The following is a 17,800-nucleotide window of genomic DNA, read 5'->3' as shown; positions in this document are numbered from 1 at the left end:
GACCGGTCAGCGGTAGACGACGGTGACCGGTGCGTGGTCGGACCACCGCTGGTCGTAGGTGTCGGCCCGCTCGACCACGGCGTCCTTCGCGCGGTCCGCGAAGTCCCGGGTGGCCATCTGGTAGTCGATGCGCCACCCGGCGTCGTTGTCGAAGGCCTTACCGCGGTACGACCACCAGCTGTAGGGCCCGTCGACGTCCGGGTGGAGCGCTCGCATCACGTCGACCCATGCTCCCGACTCACCGACGAGAGCGTCGAGCCAGGCGCGCTCGCTCGCCAGGAAGCCGGACTTGGTGCGGTTGCCCTTCCAGTTCTTCAGATCCCGTTCGGTGTGCGCGATGTTCCAGTCGCCGCAGACCACGTGATGCTCGCCCGAGGACGCGAGCGCCGCGAGACGGTGCTCGAACGCGGCCATGAACCGTTCCTTGGAGTCCTGCTTCTCGGTGCCCACCTCACCGGACGGCAGGTAGAGACTGGCGACGGTGACGGCCGGATCTGCTCCGACTGCCGGGAAGCAGGCCTCGATCCAGCGCCCCGCGTCGTCGAACTCGGCGCTCCCGAACCCGACGACGAAACTGTCCGCAGGAACCCGCGACAGGATGGCGACACCGTTGCGGCCCTTCGCGGACGGCTCGGCGGACACGAGATGCCAGCCCTCGCCCAGCGCGGGAGCGAGGCATGCGAGCAGCTCCTCGTCCGTCGCCCGCGTCTCCTGCAGGCAGACGATGTCCGCCGCGGACTGCTCGAGCCACTCGAGCATGCCCTTGCGCACCGCGGCGCGCACTCCGTTGACGTTGACCGACGTGATGGTGTGAGACACCGCAGCACCGTATCCGACAGGGCGGACAGGACCGTCAGGCGGCGAGACGAGCGTCGGTGCGACGCTGCATCGCCACCGACGTGGCCAGAACGGCGATGCCGGCGATCGCGAGACCGGCACCCACCACGGCCGGCGCCGTGTAGCCGAAGCCCGCGGCGATGACGGCGCCGCCGAGGGCGGCCCCCAGCGCGTTCGCGAAGTTGAACGCCGCGTGGTTGAGCGAGGCGGCGAGGGTCTGCGCATCGGCGGCGACGTCCATCAGTCGCGTCTGCAGTCCGGGCACGATGGCGGATCCCGATGCGGCGATGAGGAACACGACGATCAGAGCGGTCACCGGGTTGTGCGCCGCGGCGACGAACACCGCCAGGCTCACCGCGACGGACGTCATCGCCAGGAAGAGCCCGGGGACGAGCATGCGGTCCGCGATCCATCCGCCGGCCATGTTGCCGACCACCATGCCGAGGCCGTAGATCATCAGCGCCAGGGGCACCGCGGCCTTGGACAGACCGGCCACGTCCGTCAATGTCGTGGCGATGTAGGTGTACACGGCGAACATGCCGCCGAAGCCCACCATGCCCACGAAGAGGGTCATCCACACCTGCGTGCGCCGGAAGGCGCCCAGCTCGGTCCGCGGGTTCGTGGTGGGCATCGAGTCCAGTCGCGGCAGCCACACCGCGAGGGCGGTGACGGTGAGGGCACCGATGACGGCGACGATGCCGAACGCGCTGCGCCAGCCGAACGCCTGGCCGATCCACGTGGCCGCCGGCACACCGACGACATTGGCGACGGACAGTCCCATCATCACCATGGCCACCGACTTGGCACGCGCACCGGGATCGGCGAGGTGGGCGGCCACCAGCGCTGCCACACCGAAGTACGCGCCGTGCGGCAGTCCGGCGACGAAGCGGGAGGCCATCAGCTCGTGGAAGCTGGGCGCGAACACCGTGCCCAGGTTGCCGAGAGTGAACGCCACCATGAGGGCGAGAAGCAACGTCCGCCGCGGCACCCGCGCCGCGAGCGCGGCGATGACGGGCGCACCCACCACGACACCGACGGCGTAGGCGGAGATGAGGTGGCCGGCGCTGGGCTCGGACACCCCCATCGTGGTCGCCATCTCCGGGAGCAGGCCCATCGAGACGAACTCCGTGGTGCCGATGCCGAAACCGCCGAGCGCGAGCGCCAGCATCGCGACGCGTCGGCGGCGCACCCGCAGCCGATCCGCCGCGGGGTCCGCGGCAGCAGCGGGAAGGACGTCGAACGCGACGGAGGGGGGTGTCACGAGCTCACTTTCTGGTCTGCGCCCGTCGTCGATCGTTCATGATCGATTCAGAAGCGCTCGGGTAGTCAACGACGACGGGCGCCCCGAGAGGCGCCCGATCACCTGACCAGTCTGACCGTCGGCAGGATCATTCGCCAATCGAACGATCGTGAGTTCGGCCACCCTCGTGCCGTCGACACCCGACCCGCTACCATTCCCGCCAAGGTCATGAGTGCCAGCATCGAGCCCCGGCTTGCTGGCCGGCAACCCTCCAACCGCGGTGGGGTGCCCCGGGTGATGACCGGGTTACTCGGCCCGCACGGGCCGAGAGCAAGCGCGGGCCCGTCTCCTCGGGCCCACCGACCGACGATCTCGGAGGTACCCATGTTCTCCCACCGACTGTGTTGTAGCCGGCGATAGGCCCCGACCCTTCTCTCCACGAAGATCGGCTCGCCTACTGCGCTCTGCACACGGTGAGGTGCCTCTCGTGCTGCGGGCGTGGCGGCTGCCGACGTGGATCCCACTCGAGCACTCCACTCGAGCACCACCCCCACGAGGAGCACGACACCCATGACCGATCACACTTCCGACACCGGTGCCACCGAGGGCGACGTCGTCGACGCAGCCGGAGCACCCGTCGAGGATCCGGCACTGAACTGGAGCTTCGAGACGCGGCAGGTGCACGTCGGACAGGTTCCCGACGTCACCACCCACGCGCGCGCCCTGCCGATTTACCAGACGACGTCCTACACGTTCGACAACACCGACCACGCCGCCGCGCTGTTCGGGCTCGCCGAGCCGGGCAACATCTACACCCGCATCATGAACCCGACGCAGGACGTCGTCGAGCAGCGCATCGCCTCGCTCGAGGGCGGCGTCGCCGCACTGCTCGTCTCGTCCGGCCAGGCCGCCGAGACGCTGGCGATCCTGAACATCGCCGAGACCGGCGACCACGTCGTCTCCAGCCCCCGTCTGTACGGCGGCACGTACAACCTCTTCCACTACACGCTGCCCAAGCTGGGCATCACCGTGTCCTTCGTCGACGATCCGGACGACCTCGACCAGTGGGAGAAGGCCGTCCGCCCCGAGACCAAGGCGTTCTACGGCGAGACCATCTCCAACCCGAAGAACGACATCTTCGACATCCGCGGAGTGTCCGACGTGGCACACCGCCACGGCATCCCGTTGATCGTCGACAACACCGTGGCGACGCCGTATCTGATCCAGCCTCTGAAGCACGGTGCGGACATCGTGGTGCACTCGGCCACCAAGTACCTCGGCGGCCACGGCACCGCGATCGCCGGCGTCATCGTCGACGGCGGTGGCTTCGACTGGACACAGGGTCGCTTCACCAATTTCACCACCCCCGATCCCAGCTACCACGGTGTGGTGTTCGCCGATCTCGGCGCTCCGGCCTTCGCACTCAAGGCCCGCGTGCAGCTGCTGCGCGACATCGGCGCGGCGGTCTCCCCGTTCAACGCGTTCCTCATCGGCCAGGGCATCGAGACACTGTCCCTGCGCCTCGAGCGACACGTGCAGAACGCGACGTCGGTCGCACAGTTCCTCGAGCAGCGCGAGGAGGTGACGAGCGTGAACTACGCCGGGTTGCCGTCCTCCCCGTGGTACGAGCGCGGACAGGAACTCGCCCCGCGCGGAGCGGGTGCCATCGTGGCGTTCGAACTCGCGGGCGGTGTCGACGCGGGCAAGCGTTTCGTGGATGCGCTGGAGCTGCACAGCCATGTCGCTAATATCGGAGACGTGCGTTCACTGGTGATCCATCCCGCGTCGACGACGCACTCGCAGTTGACGCCCGAGGAGCAGCTGGCCTCCGGAGTCACTCCGGGCCTGGTGCGACTCGCAGTCGGTATCGAGGGAATCGACGACATCCTGGCCGATCTGGAGAAGGGTTTCCGGGCCGCATCTTGACACTCGATCTCCACTCGCCTGCCCGTCCGTCGGCATTTCCGCCGGCGGACGGGCAGGTGGGCACCGTGCACATCGGCGACGTTCCCCTCGAGAGCGGACGCGTGGTTCCCGACGCGACGGTCGCCGTGCAGCGGTGGGGCGAGGTCTCGCCCGCGCGGGACAACGTCGTTCTCGTCCAGCACGCGCTCACCGGGGACTCGCACGTCACCGGACCGGCCGGACCGGATCACCCGTCGCCCGGGTGGTGGACCGGCATGGTGGGTCCCGGCGCACCCCTCGACACCGATCGCTGGTGCGTGGTGGCGACGAACGTGCTCGGCGGGTGCCGAGGTACCACGGGTCCCGCGTCGCTCGATCCGGACGGTGTCGCGTGGGGATCCCGATTCCCGGCCATCTCCATCCGCGACCAGGTGGCGGCGGAGCGCATGGTCGCCGACGCCCTCGGCATCGACCGCTTCGCGGCGGTCGTCGGCGGCTCCATGGGCGGTATGCGCACTCTCGAGTGGCTGGTCTCCTACCCGGACCGTGTCGCCTCGGCACTGGTGCTCGCCGTCGGTGCGCGCGCGTCCGCGGACCAGATCGGCACCCAGACCACGCAGATCGCAGCCATCACCGCCGACCCCGACTGGCAGGGCGGTGACTATCACGCCTCCGGTCGCGCTCCGCGTGCCGGACTCGCCGTCGCTCGGCGCATCGCGCACCTCACCTACCGCACCGAGCACGAACTCGACGCCCGGTTCGGCAACGAGCCCCAGATCGGCGAGGACCCGCTGAACGGCGGGCGCTACGCGATCGCGAGCTACCTCGAGCATCAGGCGACCAAGCTCGTCGACCGCTTCGACGCCGGGACCTACGTGCTGCTGTCGGAGGCCATGAACCGGCACGACGTGGGCCGCGGGCGAGGCGGGCTCGAGGCGGCCCTGAGGTCGGTCCGCACGCCCACCATCGTGGGCGGCGTCGACTCCGACCGGCTGTACCCCCTGCGGCAGCAGCAGGAGATCGCCGATCTGATCCCCGGGTGCGACGGGTTGCGCATCATCTCCTCGCGCGACGGCCACGACGGCTTCCTCACCGAGCCCGACGCGGTGTCCACGATGCTCGTGGCCACCATGGCGTTGGCCTCCGACGCACTCGCGGCGAAGGACTGACCCTCACGCTCCCCTGAGCTTGGCAACTCTCACAAAGAAACCTGAAGTCCTCGAGGACGAGGGAAATCAAGTTTCTGGTTTGTTAGTGTTCGACATCGTGTGGTCTGCACCGCAGCGCTCGACGCTGCGGTGACCGAAGGGCCCACCGTGGGGATGCGAGCGAGCCGGGGGAACAGCATGTCGGACGATCACCCGGGCTCGGGCGCGGGAGCGGACGACTACACGGAGGTCTTCGATCTCACCCGCGCGCAGCGGGACATGTGGTTGCTGCAGGAACTCGACCCCGAGGTCACCTTCGCCGTCGCGCACTACATGGACATCCGCGGCCCGCTCGACGTCGATCTTCTCGAGCAGGCCATGCGCCTCGCCACTCTCGACACCGGCTCGATGCTCACCCGACTCGTCACGAGTGACGCGCAGGACGAGCGCGTCGACTCCGACTCGCTCCGCCAGCGGCTCGACCTCTCGCTCCTCGACATCGACCTCGATCGCATCGACGTCAGCGACGACGAGTTTCCCGAGGAGGCGGCGGCCGAGATCATGACGGAGTTCACCCGTCCCCTCGACATGTATCGGGACGCGCTGGGCTACACCGCCGTCATCACCCTGGCCGAGGACCACCACTACTGGTACGCCCGCGGCCATCACGTGGCCATCGACGGCTACGGAGCATCGGTCGCCGCCGCTCGCACCGCCGAGATCTACACCGCGCTGGTACGCGGCGAGGATCCACCGCCGTCACGAGCACGGCATCCCCGAGCCTTCGCCGAGGCCGAGGCGCGCTACCGGGCGTCGTCGCGGTACGAGCGCGATCGAGCCCACTGGGCCGGTCTGCGCGACGTCCTCGGCGAGCCGGTCTCGATGTCCGGGCGGGTCGCGCCGCCGTCCGCGTTCAACCACCGCTGCGACACGCTGCTCGGTACCTCGGCGGACCGGACGGTTCACGACGCGGCGGAGCGTCACGGATCCACCGTCGCGGTCGTCGTCGCCGCCGCGTTCGCCGCGTTCCTCGCGCGTGTCACCGACACACCCGACGTCGTCCTGACGATGCCGATGGCCGCCCGCGTGACGTCGTGGATGCGCGAATCGGCGTCCATGGCCGCCAACGCGGTACCCGTGCCCGCGCATTGCGGCGGCGGCGTCGACATCGGCTCGGTGGTCCGCGAGGTCGGGAACCGCGTCAGCGAATCACTCCGCCACCAGCTGCTTCCCGCCTCGGAGATCGCCCACCTGCTCGGTGCCCCCGGCGTCACCCTCGGTCCCACCATCAACCTCATGATGTTCGGCGAACGTGTGGTGCTGGGCGACATCCCGGCCGATCTCGAACTACTGACCTCCGGACCGACCGCGGACATGGCCGTGACGGTGCACGAGAGCACCACCACGGGTCGCCTGCGGGTGGACCTCGAGGGCAACCCCGCCCTGTACACGGCCGACGAACTGGTCGTCCACAGCGAACGGTTCGCCCGCTTCCTCGTCGACTTCGCCGAGGCCGACGTCGACACACCGCTGCGCGCGCTGTCCCTCGTGACCGACGAGGACCGCGCCGCCGTCCTGCCGGCACTCGATCCGCTGGTGCCGCCGTTCGCCACATTCGCCGACATCCTCACGCACGGGCTGGTGCTGGGCGAGAAGGTGCCCGCCGTCGTCGACGGCGACATCGCACTCTCCTATCCCGAGCTCGACCGCCGCTCGGACGCCCTGGCCCGCGAGTTGCTCGATCTGGGTGTCGGTCCCGACGTCATGGTCGTGTCCGCGCTCCCCCGCTCCCACGTGTCCGTCACCTCGGCCTGGTCCATCGCGAAAGCGGGCGGCGCATACGTGCCGGTCGACCCCGCCCTGCCTGCCGACCGGATCACCACCATCATCGGCGACAGCGGCGCACTGGTCGGTATCACGACGAGCGCACTGGTGAATTCGCTTCCCGCGCAGGTCGAATGGGTCCTCGTCGACGAGGACAGAGCACCGCTCACCGGCGAGGGCCTCGTGGGAGCACGGCGCCCCGGACCGGACGACCTCGCCTACGTGATCTACACCTCCGGCAGCACGGGGACGCCGAAGGGCGTCGCGGTGACGCACCGGGGCTTCGCCGCGATGACGTACGCGGCCGTCTCGGCGCATCGTCTGCCGCGCGGCGCGCGGGTGATGCACTTCGTGTCACCGGGATTCGACGCCTCCGTCCTCGAGATGGTGCTGGCCTTCGGGTCCGGCGGGACGCTGGTCGTCGTGCCGACCGACGTGCACGGGGGCGAGGAGCTGGCCGAGGTGCTCGACTCCCAGCGCATCGACGCCGGTTTCATCACGCCCTCGGCCCTCGCCACCGTTCCTGTGGCGCCGGGCGCGGGTCCGCGTGCCATCGGAGTCGGCGGGGACGTCGTCCCGGTCGCGCTGGTGGACGAGTGGGCGCCCGGACGCCGGATGGTCAACGTGTACGGGCCGACCGAGAGCACGGTGGCGGTGACGTTCGGTCCCCTGGTCGCCGAACACGAGGTGGAGCTGGGGTCGCCCTTCCCGGGTATCCGCGCCTTCGTCCTCGACAGCTCGCTCGCACTGACACCGCCCGGCTGTGTGGGTGAGCTCTACCTCGGCGGTACCGGCATCGCTCGCGGGTACCTCGGCCGTACCGCCCTCACGTCCGAACGTTTCGTCGCCGATCCGTTCGGACACTCCGACAGGCTCTACCGCACAGGCGATCTGGTGAAGTGGACCTCCCGCGGCACCCTGGTCTACCTCGGGCGCCGGGACAGCCAGGTGAAGGTGCGCGGATTCCGGATCGAGCTCGGCGAGATCGAGGAGGCGCTGCGCGCGCTGCCCGACGTCGCGGACGCCGCCGTGGTGGTCCGCGGTGACGGCACCCTCCGCACCGTCGAGGGCTACGTGCGCATGACGCACGCGGGCGCCGTCGCCGACACGCTGCTCGACGATCTCGCTCTTCTGCTCCCCCACTACATGGTGCCGAACCGGCTCACGATCCTGGACGAGATGCCGTTGACGCCGAACGGCAAGATCGACAGGCGACGCCTCCCCGAACCGCGTGCCCGTGAGAGCCGTCCCGCGCGCGCTCCGGAATCGGAGAACGAACTCCTGGTGGCCAGCGTCCTCGCCGACGTCCTCGGCCTCGACGACGTGGCCGCCACCGACGACTTCTTCGAACTGGGCGGCAACTCCCTGCTCGCGACGAGGGTCGCCGCCCGGATCTCCGCGGTGGGGGGCCATGCCCTCGGGGTTCGCGAGGTGTTCCGGCATCCCGTGGTCGAAGCGCTCGCACTGCACCTGGACGACGGCACCCCGTCCACCGGCGATCAGGACGGCCCCGTGCCCGTCGACCGTTCCGTGCCGATCCCCGCCTCGCCGTCCCAGCGCAGCATGTGGTGGATCGAGCAGTACCGGCCGTCGGCGACCTATCACGTGCCGCTCGCTCTCCGCGTCACCGGTACGTTCTCGGTCGAGGCGGCGCGGGCCGCGCTTCTCGACGTCCTCGATCGTCACGAGAGCCTGCGCACACTCTTCGACCGCGACGACGCCGTCGACGGACCCGTGCAGCGTGTCCTCGACATCGACACGGCCACAGCTCTGTTCGATGTCGACGTGCTCGACGCGCCGGACACGGACGCCGTCCTCCCGGCGCTGACGGACGTCGCGTCCCGCCCCTTCGATCTCGCCGTCGACCTGCCCCTGCGCGCCCGGATCGTCCGCGTCGCCGGCACGTCCGGACCGGCGGCCGATCACGTCCTGGCACTCGTCCTCCACCACGTGTGTGTCGACGGGTGGTCGCTCGGCGTGCTGGCCACGGACCTCGTCGTCGCGTACTCCGCGCGGCTCGAGGGTCGCACCCCGGCGTGGTCCCCGCTGCCCGTGCAGTACGCCGACGCCTCGGAATGGAAGCGGCTGGCACTCGGGTCCGCGGACGATCCGGAGTCGGCTCTCGCGACGTCCGCGGCCTGGTGGGCCGACGCGCTCGCGGATCTCCCCGACGTCCCCACTCCCGGTGCCGATCGCCCGCGTCGCGCGGAACCGTCCGGACAGGGCGCGACGGTGTCCGTCGTCCTCGACGGCGATCGTGGAGTGCACGTCGATGCCCTCGCCCGCCGAGTCGGCCTGTCCCACTTCATGATCGTGCACGCCGCACTGGTCCTGGTGCTGAGTCGGTCCGGAGCAGGCGACGACGTCACCATCGGCACCGCCGTCGCCGGACGCGATCACCCGGACCTCGACGGGGTCGTCGGCATGTTCGTCAATTCCGTGGTGCTGCGCACCGTGGTCGACGGCGCGGCGACCATCGCCGACCATCTCGACGCCGTGCGGGCGGCCGACCTGGACGCGTTGGCCCGAGCGGACATGCCCTTCGACACCCTCGTCGATCTCCTCGACCCACCGCGCACTCCGGGCCGCCACCCGCTGTTCGACGTCATGCTCACCACCCGCAGCACGCCGGACACGTCGGGCGCGGTGGGCGATGCACGGGTGACCGCCCACGGGATCGACGTCGCGCGGGCGAAGTACGACCTGGAACTGGTGCTCGACGAGTCACCCGGGCATGCCGGCCCCCGGTCGAGCATCGATCTCACCTATGCCACCGACCTGTTCGACGAGCGCACCGCGCGGGCAGTCCTCGATCGACTGCTGGCCGTGCTCGACGCGATCGCCGCCGACCCCGACGCGCTCGTCGCCGACATCGACGTCCTGCTGCCTCCCGAGCGCGCGGCGACGGTACCGATGCGGGAACGAGCGCGAGCTCGGTCGACGGACTCGACCTCCGCGCTCGACGCTCTCGTGGCGCATCACGCCGCGGTCACTCCGGACGCGGTGGCCGTGGTCGAAGGCGACCGGCGGACCACCTACGCAGAGCTCGAGGCACTCGTCGCCCGCGGCGCTGCACGCCTCGTGGACAACGGCGTCTCCGCCGACACGCGTGTGATCGGCCTGTTGCGACGCTCGACCGAGTCGGTGGCCGCGATCCTCTCCGTCTCACGCGCCGGCGGTGCCATCGTGCCGGTCGATCCCGACTACCCGGCGGACAGGCGCTCGTTCATGGTGCGGGACAGCAAGACGCTGCACGCCGTCTGCTCCGATCCCTCGGACGTCCCGAGCGACGGCTTCCTGTGGTCCACGACCGACTCACTGTTCGCCGACGAGAACGTCCCGACGTGTCCCGACGACGGTGGCTGGGTCGTTCCGCTCGGCTGCACGGCCTACGTCACCTACACGTCGGGAACGACCGGACGCCCCAAGGGCGTCCAGGTCACACGTCAGGGATACGCGAACATCACCAGCGAACTGGTGCGCGCCTACGGGGCGGACACCGACGCCCGCGTGCTCGCCTTCGCCTCTCCCAGTTTCGACGCCTCGATGCTGGAACTGGGCCTCGCCTTCGGATCCGGAGGCGCGCTGGTGGTGGTGCCCCCGGGAGTCGTGGGCGGTACGGAACTGGCGACGCTGCTGCGCCGCCACGACGTGACGCACTGCTTTCTCACCCCCTCCGTCCTGTCGACGCTCTCCGCCGACGACCTCGTCCCCGGCGACCCGGTGCTACTGTCCGCACTCGGCGTCGGCGGCGAGAACTTCGGCTCGGAACTACTCGATGCGGTCGCGCCCGGACGCACCGTCATCAACATCTACGGGCCCACCGAGACCGCGATCTGCACCCACGCCAGGACGCTGCACGAGGGTGACGACGTCGCACTCGGGCGCCCCGTCGCCGGGATGCGGGCAACCGTGCTCGACGCCTCGCTGCAACCGGTGCTGCCCGGAGTCGAGGGCGAACTGCACCTCGCCGGAGTACAACTCGCACGGGGTTACCTCGACCGGCCGGGCCTCACGGCGACACGCTTCGTCGCCGACCCGTTCGGCCCGCCGGGAAGCCGGACCTACCGCACCGGCGACCTGGCCCGGTGGACCTTCGCGGCCGATCCCGACAGCACCGAACCGGTCGTCCGCATCACCGGTCGCAGCGACTTCCAGGTCAAGATCCGTGGTCTGCGGATCGAGCTCGGCGAGATCGACGCCGTGCTCGCGTCGGCACCGGGTGTCGGTGGAGCCGTCACGCTGACGACGCCCGGACCGACCGGCGAGACCCTGCTCGTCTCCTTCGTCCATCCCGTCGTCGACGAGTCGGCCGCCCTGCGATCGAGCGATCTGCTCCGCCTCGCCCGCACTCGACTGCCGCGTCACATGGTGCCCACCGCGATCGTCGTCGTGGACGCGTTTCCGCTGACACCGGTGGGCAAGCTCGACCGTGCGGCGTTGCCGATGCCGTCCGCCCTCGTCGACGAGGACGACCGCGCTCCCGGAACCGCCGCGGAGGCAGCCCTCGCGGGTGTGCTCGCGCAGGTCCTGGGAGTCGAGCGGGTCGGTGTCACAGCGGACTTCTTCGCGCTCGGCGGAACGTCGCTGACCGCGACGCGCTACGCCGCACGCATCACCGAGGTCACCGGTGTGCCCGTCGCCGTGCGCACCATCTTCGATCGACCCACGGTCGCCGAGCTCGCCGAACTGCCCGAGTTCACCGACCTGACAACAGATTCGGGCACCCTCCCATCGGCCGCCGCGGTGACACCCGCGGAGCGACCCGATCCCGTCCCGCTGACGCCGGCGCAGCTGTCGATGTGGTTCTCGTCGAAGGTGGCGAGCACCGCCACGGCGTACACGATCGTGGCCGGACTGCTCGTGGAGGGTCCGCTCGACGTCGACGCCGTCGGTGCAGCCGTGAACGACGTGGTCGCGCGGCACGAATCGCTGCGCACCGTGTATCCCACGGTCGCGGGCGAGCCGGTGCAGGTGGTCCTCGACGCCGCTCCCGTCTACGTCGAGCTGGTCACTCCCTCCGACTCCGACCTCGATCCGTCGGCGCCCGAGGTGCAGGCGGCACTCGACGACGTCGCCCGGCGACGGTTCGATCTCGCGATCGAGGCTCCCGTCCGTGCCGTCGTGGTGCGCCTGTCGGAGCACAGCCACGTCGTCGGCGTCGCGGTCCATCACATCGCCGCCGACGGCGAATCGGTGGCGCCGCTCACCACCGACCTGCTGCTGGCCTACGAGGCTCGCCGCACGGGAGTCGCACCGGTGTGGCCGACGGAGCCGGTGCAGTACATCGATCACGCGCTGGCACTCACACTCTCGGTGGGCAGCGCCGACCACACCCGCGCCGTCGACTTCTGGCGCTCCGCCCTGGACGGTGCTCCCCCCGTGCACTCGGTACCTCTGGACAGCCCGCGCCCCGACCGGCCCACCGGCCGCGCCGACGTCGTCGACGCGGTCCTGAGTCCGCAGGTCCGCGAACGCGTGCTGGCCTGTGCGGCCGATCACCGCGGTACCGAGTTCATGGTGGTGCACGCAGCACTGGCCGCCGTGCTGGCCGCGCACACCCCCGGGGTCGACCCGCTGCTCGGAACGGCGGACGTCGTCGTCGGCACCCCCTACGCGGACCGCGCCGGAGCCGAGTCGATGGTCGGCATGGCGGTGAACACCCTCGCGCTGCGGGTGCCGGTGTCGTTGGCATCCACCTTCGACGAGGTCGTCGAGCTGGTGCGGGACCGGGATCTCGCGGCGCTCGACCATGCCGCGGTTCCGTTCGAGACGCTGGTGTCGACACTGCAGCCCGAGCGTCATTCGGCACGCCACCCGATCGTCCAGATCATGCTCTCGGTCCACGCCGCTCCGCCGCTGCACCTCGACCTCGGCGGGCGCACCGTCTCCGCGCTCCGCCTGCCCGTGGAGCGATCCGCCTTCGATCTCGTCGTGACCGTCCGCGCCCGGACGGACGGTGGTGCCGACGTGTCGGTCACCTATGCCCGAGACCTGTTCCTGCCCAGCACCGCTCGTCACCTGGCCGACGCCGTGGTGGACACCTTGGACCGCGCCACGTCCGATCCCGCACTGTCGATCGCGAGCCTCACGGGCCCGTCCCGCCTCCCGTCCGAGACGGAGCTCCTGGACGTGCTGGTCGAGCGTGTCGCGCGCAACTCCCCGGAGCGCGTGGCCGTAGTCGCTCCCGAGGGCACCCGCACCTACGGTGAACTCCTCACCGCTGCAGACGCTCTCGCCGACCGACTCCGCGCAGCCGGCGCCGGGCCCGGACGTACCGTGGCGCTCGCGATGAGCCGGTCCGCGTCCTCGGTGACGGCGTTCTGGGCCGTCGCGAGGACCGGTGCGACGATCCTCCCTCTCGATCCGACGTATCCCGAGGAACGTCTGAGCTACATCCTCGACGACGCGAAACCCGTCCTGGCATTGCGAGCGGCCTCGGATCCCGTGGTCGCGCCGGACGCCGTCAGGTGGTGGACCCTCGACACCGACGGAACGCCCGATCACCCCTCCACGCCCGACGCGGCCCTGCCGGCCGCGGTCCGGCGCAGCCTCGACGACGTCGCCTACCTCGTCTACACCTCGGGAACGACCGGGCGCCCGAAACCCGTCGGCGTCACCCATCGCGGCATCGAGAGCCTCGCCGTCGCCCTCGGAACCGCGTTCGACACCGACCGGACGTCTCGCGTCCTGCACGCGGCGTCACCGGGGTTCGACGCGGCGATCCTCGAGATGTTGCTGACGGTGATCCGCGGATCGACGTCCGTGGTCGCGCCGCCCGCCGCCTACGCCGGCAGGGCGCTCGAGGCCCTGATCGAGCGTGAGCGCGTGGACGTGCTGTTCCTGACGCCTGCCGCGCTGGCGACCCTGGATCCTCACACCGTGTCCGGCGTGCGGTCGGTGGGCACCGGCGGCGAGGCGCTTCCCGCGGCTCTGCTCGAGGCGTGGGCCCCGGGTCGCCGCATGGTCAACGCCTACGGCCCCAGCGAGACCACGGTGGCGGCGACGACGGGCGTCCAGCGCGCCGGCCGCGCACCCCACATCGGACTCGCCGTGCCCGGGACCGCCCTGCGCGTGCTCGACACGACACTTGCCGAGGTCGCCGACGGCGACGTGGGTGAGCTGTACATCTCCGGACCCGGAGTGGCACAGGGCTATCCGGGACGCCCGGGGCTCACGGCGGCACGCTTCGTGGCCGACCCGTCCGGCCGCCCGGGCGGCCGGACGTACCGCACCGGCGACCTGGTGCGGGTCGCATCCGACGGCATGATCGAGATGACGGGCCGATCGGACACCCAGAGGAAGATCCGCGGTGTCCGCATCGAACCCGCCGAGGTGGAGGCCGTGCTGGCCGCACATCCGGCCGTGACGTCGGTGGCCGTCGTCGTCGAGGAGAACTCCGTCGGCGCGGCGCTCGCGGCACACGTCACGGTGCACGGCACCGTCGACTCCGCCGCCCTGCGGAGCTTCGCCGCCGAGAAGCTCCCCCGTGCCCTCGTCCCCGCGACGGTCACCGTGCATTCGTCGTTGCCGCGCACCCCGCACGGCAAGGTCGACCGACGCGCACTGCTCATCCCCCTGGGCCGGCTCGAACCGCTGGCTCCAGATCATCTGAGCGCCGCACCTGCCCGGGCGACCACCGCCACGGCGATCGCGCCCGCCCGGTCGTTGCTCGACACCGTCCGGAGCGTCTTCGCCGACGTGCTCGGGGTGGACGCCGTCGACCCGGACGACGACTTCTTCGCTCTCGGCGGGAACTCCCTCGCCGCGGTGCGGGTCATGGACGTCCTACGTGAGCGCCTCCGTGCCGACATCGCTACCGACGTCGACCCCGATTCCATCGACGTCACCTGGTTCTTCGACGCAGCCACCCCGGCTGCGTTGTCCGCTCGCTTACAGGAGCTGATCATGCTCGACGACAATCACGGCACCCGAGGCGACGGCGGCAGCCACGCGAACGGTTCCTCCACGAACGGCTCGGGCACGAATGGGTCCGCAGCCAACGGAACCGCCACGAGGACCGGATCACACGCGGCACCCCCGCCCGTCGCCGAGCCGTCCGCTCGCACCCCGAAGCCACCGGTCCGCCGCACCAGCACCGACGCGGTGCTGCCGTTGCGTGCCGGCGACGACGGTGTGACTCCCCTCATCTGCGTGCATCCGGCGATCGGGCTCTCCTGGAGCTACACCGGACTGCTGCCACACCTCGATCCGTCGATCCCGGTGCTGGGTCTGCAGGCCCGCGGCATCGGCATCCCCGCACCCGAGCCCGCGTCGGTCGCGGAGATCGCGCGCGACTACGTCAACACCGTGCGCGCCCAGTTCCCCACCGGCCCCTATCGACTCCTCGGGTGGTCACTCGGCGGTCTCATCGCCCACGCGATGGCCGTGGAGATCGAGAAGCTCGGCGACGAGGTCGAACTGTTCGTCATGGACGCGTATCCCCTCGCCGGCAGCGACCGCCCGCGCACCGAGATGTCCGTGGCGTCGCTGATGCGTGAGTTCCTTCCTCTCGAGGTGACCGTCGACGACGACATCGATCTCGACGAGGCCATCGCCATGATCCGCGGCGCGGGGGGACCGACCGCCCATCTCGACGAGGGGCAGATGCGACGGCTGTACGAGCGCTACCAGCTTTTCGTCGACCTCGGCCACGACCACACCCCGGCCCGGTTCTCGGGCGATCTCCAGTTCTTCTCCGCGACCGTCGATTCCGATCCCACCCTCACGCCGTGGGCATGGCGGCGCTACATCGCCGGGTCGATCACCGACTACCCCGTCGACGTCCCGCACAACGCGATGGGCACGCCGGACGCGCTGGCCGCCGTCGCACGTCGCCTCGGCGGTGTGCGTCCGGCGCTGCTCGCCGGTGCCCGGTGACCGCCGGACTCTCCGGAGGAGCGACTCTCGCCGTCGACGTCCGATCGTTGGTCAAGGACTACACGGGACGACGTAACACGCACCGGGCCCTCGACGGCGTCGACCTCACGGCCGCTGCGGGACAGGTCACCGCGGTGCTCGGCCCCAACGGCGCAGGCAAGACCACCACCGTGCGGATCGTCGCGACACTGATTCGGCCCACGTCGGGTTCCGTCCACGTCGCGGGCGTGGACGCCGTGAAGGACCCGCGCACTGTGCGTGGGCTCATCGGGCTGTCCGGCCAGTACGCCGCCGTCGACGGTCGGCTCACCGGCTACGAGAACCTCCGTATGCTCGGGCGGCTCTACGGGCTCAGCAGCCGAGACGCACGCGCGCGGGCGCGCGAGCTCCTCACCCGGTTCCGCCTCGACGACACGGGAACCCGCTCGGTCTCCACATTCTCCGGCGGTATGCGCCGTCGTCTCGATCTGGCGGGCGCGCTGGTGGCGCGGCCACCCCTCATCGTGCTCGACGAACCCACCACCGGTCTCGACCCCCGCAGTCGGAACGACATGTGGGACATCGTCACCGACCTCAAGGCGGACGGAACGGCAGTGCTGCTCACCACCCAGTATCTCGAGGAGGCCGACCGACTGGCCGACGCGATCGTCGTCGTCGACGGCGGTGTCGTCGTGGCCAGGGGCACCCCGTCCGATCTGAAGTCGCGCGTCCGTCCGCCGTCCGTCGAGGTGCGCCTCGCCGACCCTCGTGACCTGCGCCTGGCAGCGGATCTGCTCCCGCGGATGAACTTCCGCGTGCACCGCGCCTCTGCGTCTGCCGGGTGGTTCACGGTGGATGCGCCGTGGGGCAGCGAATCCATGGTCGACGTGCTGAGTCGCCTGCACGGCACCGGTATCCGTGTCGGCGACGCGCGGGTGAACGTGCCCGATCTCAACGACGTCTTCTTCCAGTCGACCGGTAGCGCGTCCCCCGCCGCCGCCCTCGCGACGGCCACCGCATGACCGCCGAACTGGTCGGTCCCCGCGGAGTCCGGGAGCAGAACGCCTCGAGCTTCCTCGTCGACTGCGTGACCATGACCCAGCGCAACCTGCTGACCATCCTGCGGGTCCCACAGTTGTTGCTCGGAGCGACGATTCAGCCCCTCATGTTCGTCCTGCTTTTCAGCTACGTCTTCGGCGGAGCACTGGGCGGTGCCACCTACCGCGAGTTCCTCATGGGCGGCATCTTCACGCAGACCGTCGTGTTCAGCGCCGCGTTCACCGCCATCGGGCTCGCGACCGACAGCAAGGAGGGCATCGTCGACCGGTTCCACTCGCTGCCGATGTCGCGTCTGTCCATCGTGCTGGGGCGCACTCTCTCCGACATGCTCGTGTCGGTGGTGAGCATCGCCGTGATGATCGGCGCGGGCTACGCCGTCGGGTGGCGTATCCGCGGGAGCGCTCTCGACGCGCTGGGCGCCGTACTGCTGCTGATGTTCTTCGGCTTCGCCATGTCGTGGATCGGCGCCGTGGTCGGATCCGTCGCCAGCACTGCCGAGAGTGCCCAGAGCGCGCTCATGATCATTCTGTTCCCGATCACGTTCATCTCGTCCGCGTTCGTGCCGTCCTCGACGCTGCCGGGTCCGCTCCGCGCTGTCGCACAGTGGAATCCGATCACCTCGGTGGCCCGGTCGACGCGCGAGTCGTTCGGCAATCCCACCGCGCCGTCCGTCGCGATCCGCGAACCGATCAACTGGGCGTCGACACACCCGATGCTGTACTCGGTGATCGTCTCGCTGCTGATCCTCGCGATCTTCGTCCCGTTGACATTGCGGGTGACCCGCTCACGCGAGGGCTAGTTGTTCTTCGCGGGGAGGTTGTGGACGGTGAGTCGCTCGATGGGTGACTTGCCGTCGATGCCTGTGTGGGGTCGGTGGTGATTGTAGTGATGGACCCAGTCCTGGTAGGTCGCTGCGCGGGCTTCGTCG

At 70.2% G+C, this 17,800-nt stretch carries 8 protein-coding genes and 1 riboswitch; of the genes, 5 read left to right on the top strand and 3 right to left on the bottom strand.

The window, feature by feature from the left end:
- Positions 1-6 precede the first annotated feature (6 nt).
- Both ASG69_RS13610 and ASG69_RS13605 read right to left on the bottom strand, forming a co-directional pair.
- Positions 7-759 carry an exodeoxyribonuclease III gene (locus tag ASG69_RS13610; protein WP_056447998.1) on the bottom strand — a complete coding sequence of 251 codons (753 nt, stop codon included), beginning with the start codon at positions 757-759 and terminating at the stop codon, positions 7-9.
- A 94-nt stretch (positions 760-853) separates the two neighbouring features.
- Positions 854-2,005, bottom strand: coding sequence for an MFS transporter (locus ASG69_RS13605; RefSeq protein ID WP_027503756.1), 1,152 nt, complete (start codon positions 2,003-2,005; stop codon positions 854-856).
- 296 nt (positions 2,006-2,301) lie between these two features.
- Positions 2,302-2,420: riboswitch (SAM riboswitch) on the top strand.
- Positions 2,421-2,647: 227 nt separating this feature from the next.
- Between ASG69_RS13605 and ASG69_RS13600 the strand changes: the two genes are divergently transcribed.
- The 5 genes from ASG69_RS13600 (at position 2,648) to ASG69_RS13580 (ending at position 17,671) form a co-directional block, all read left to right on the top strand.
- Positions 2,648-4,003 carry a bifunctional o-acetylhomoserine/o-acetylserine sulfhydrylase gene (locus ASG69_RS13600; RefSeq protein WP_082544638.1) on the top strand — a complete coding sequence of 452 codons (1,356 nt, stop codon included), beginning with the start codon at positions 2,648-2,650 and terminating at the stop codon, positions 4,001-4,003.
- Complete coding sequence (gene metX, locus ASG69_RS13595; RefSeq protein ID WP_082544637.1) at positions 4,000-5,151, top strand: homoserine O-acetyltransferase MetX; 1,152 nt, start codon at positions 4,000-4,002, stop codon at positions 5,149-5,151. Before ASG69_RS13600 ends, metX begins: the two co-directional genes overlap by 4 nt.
- Before the next feature lie 177 nt (positions 5,152-5,328).
- Positions 5,329-15,834 (top strand): non-ribosomal peptide synthetase, encoded by a 10,506-nt coding sequence (locus ASG69_RS13590; protein ID WP_162246783.1) that lies wholly within the window; start codon positions 5,329-5,331, stop codon positions 15,832-15,834.
- A complete protein-coding gene (locus ASG69_RS13585) occupies positions 15,831-16,835 on the top strand; it encodes an ATP-binding cassette domain-containing protein (RefSeq protein WP_056447647.1) in 1,005 nt (334 codons plus the stop codon). The genes ASG69_RS13590 and ASG69_RS13585 overlap by 4 nt, the downstream gene beginning before the upstream one ends.
- Positions 16,832-17,671 carry an ABC transporter permease gene (locus ASG69_RS13580; RefSeq protein ID WP_056447645.1) on the top strand — a complete coding sequence of 280 codons (840 nt, stop codon included), beginning with the start codon at positions 16,832-16,834 and terminating at the stop codon, positions 17,669-17,671. The genes ASG69_RS13585 and ASG69_RS13580 overlap by 4 nt, the downstream gene beginning before the upstream one ends.
- Here ASG69_RS13580 and ASG69_RS22185 read toward each other — a convergent pair.
- Positions 17,668-17,800, bottom strand: a 133-nt coding sequence (locus ASG69_RS22185) for an integrase core domain-containing protein (protein WP_156380529.1), incomplete at its 5' end; no start/stop codon positions are given. The two genes, ASG69_RS13580 and ASG69_RS22185, sit on opposite strands and share 4 nt — an antisense overlap.

Source organism: Rhodococcus sp. Leaf225, from assembly GCF_001426145.1.
Lineage (GTDB): Bacteria > Actinomycetota > Actinomycetes > Mycobacteriales > Mycobacteriaceae > Rhodococcoides.
Note: the sequence above shows the minus strand (reverse complement) of the source record. Positions and strands in the feature narration are given on the sequence as shown.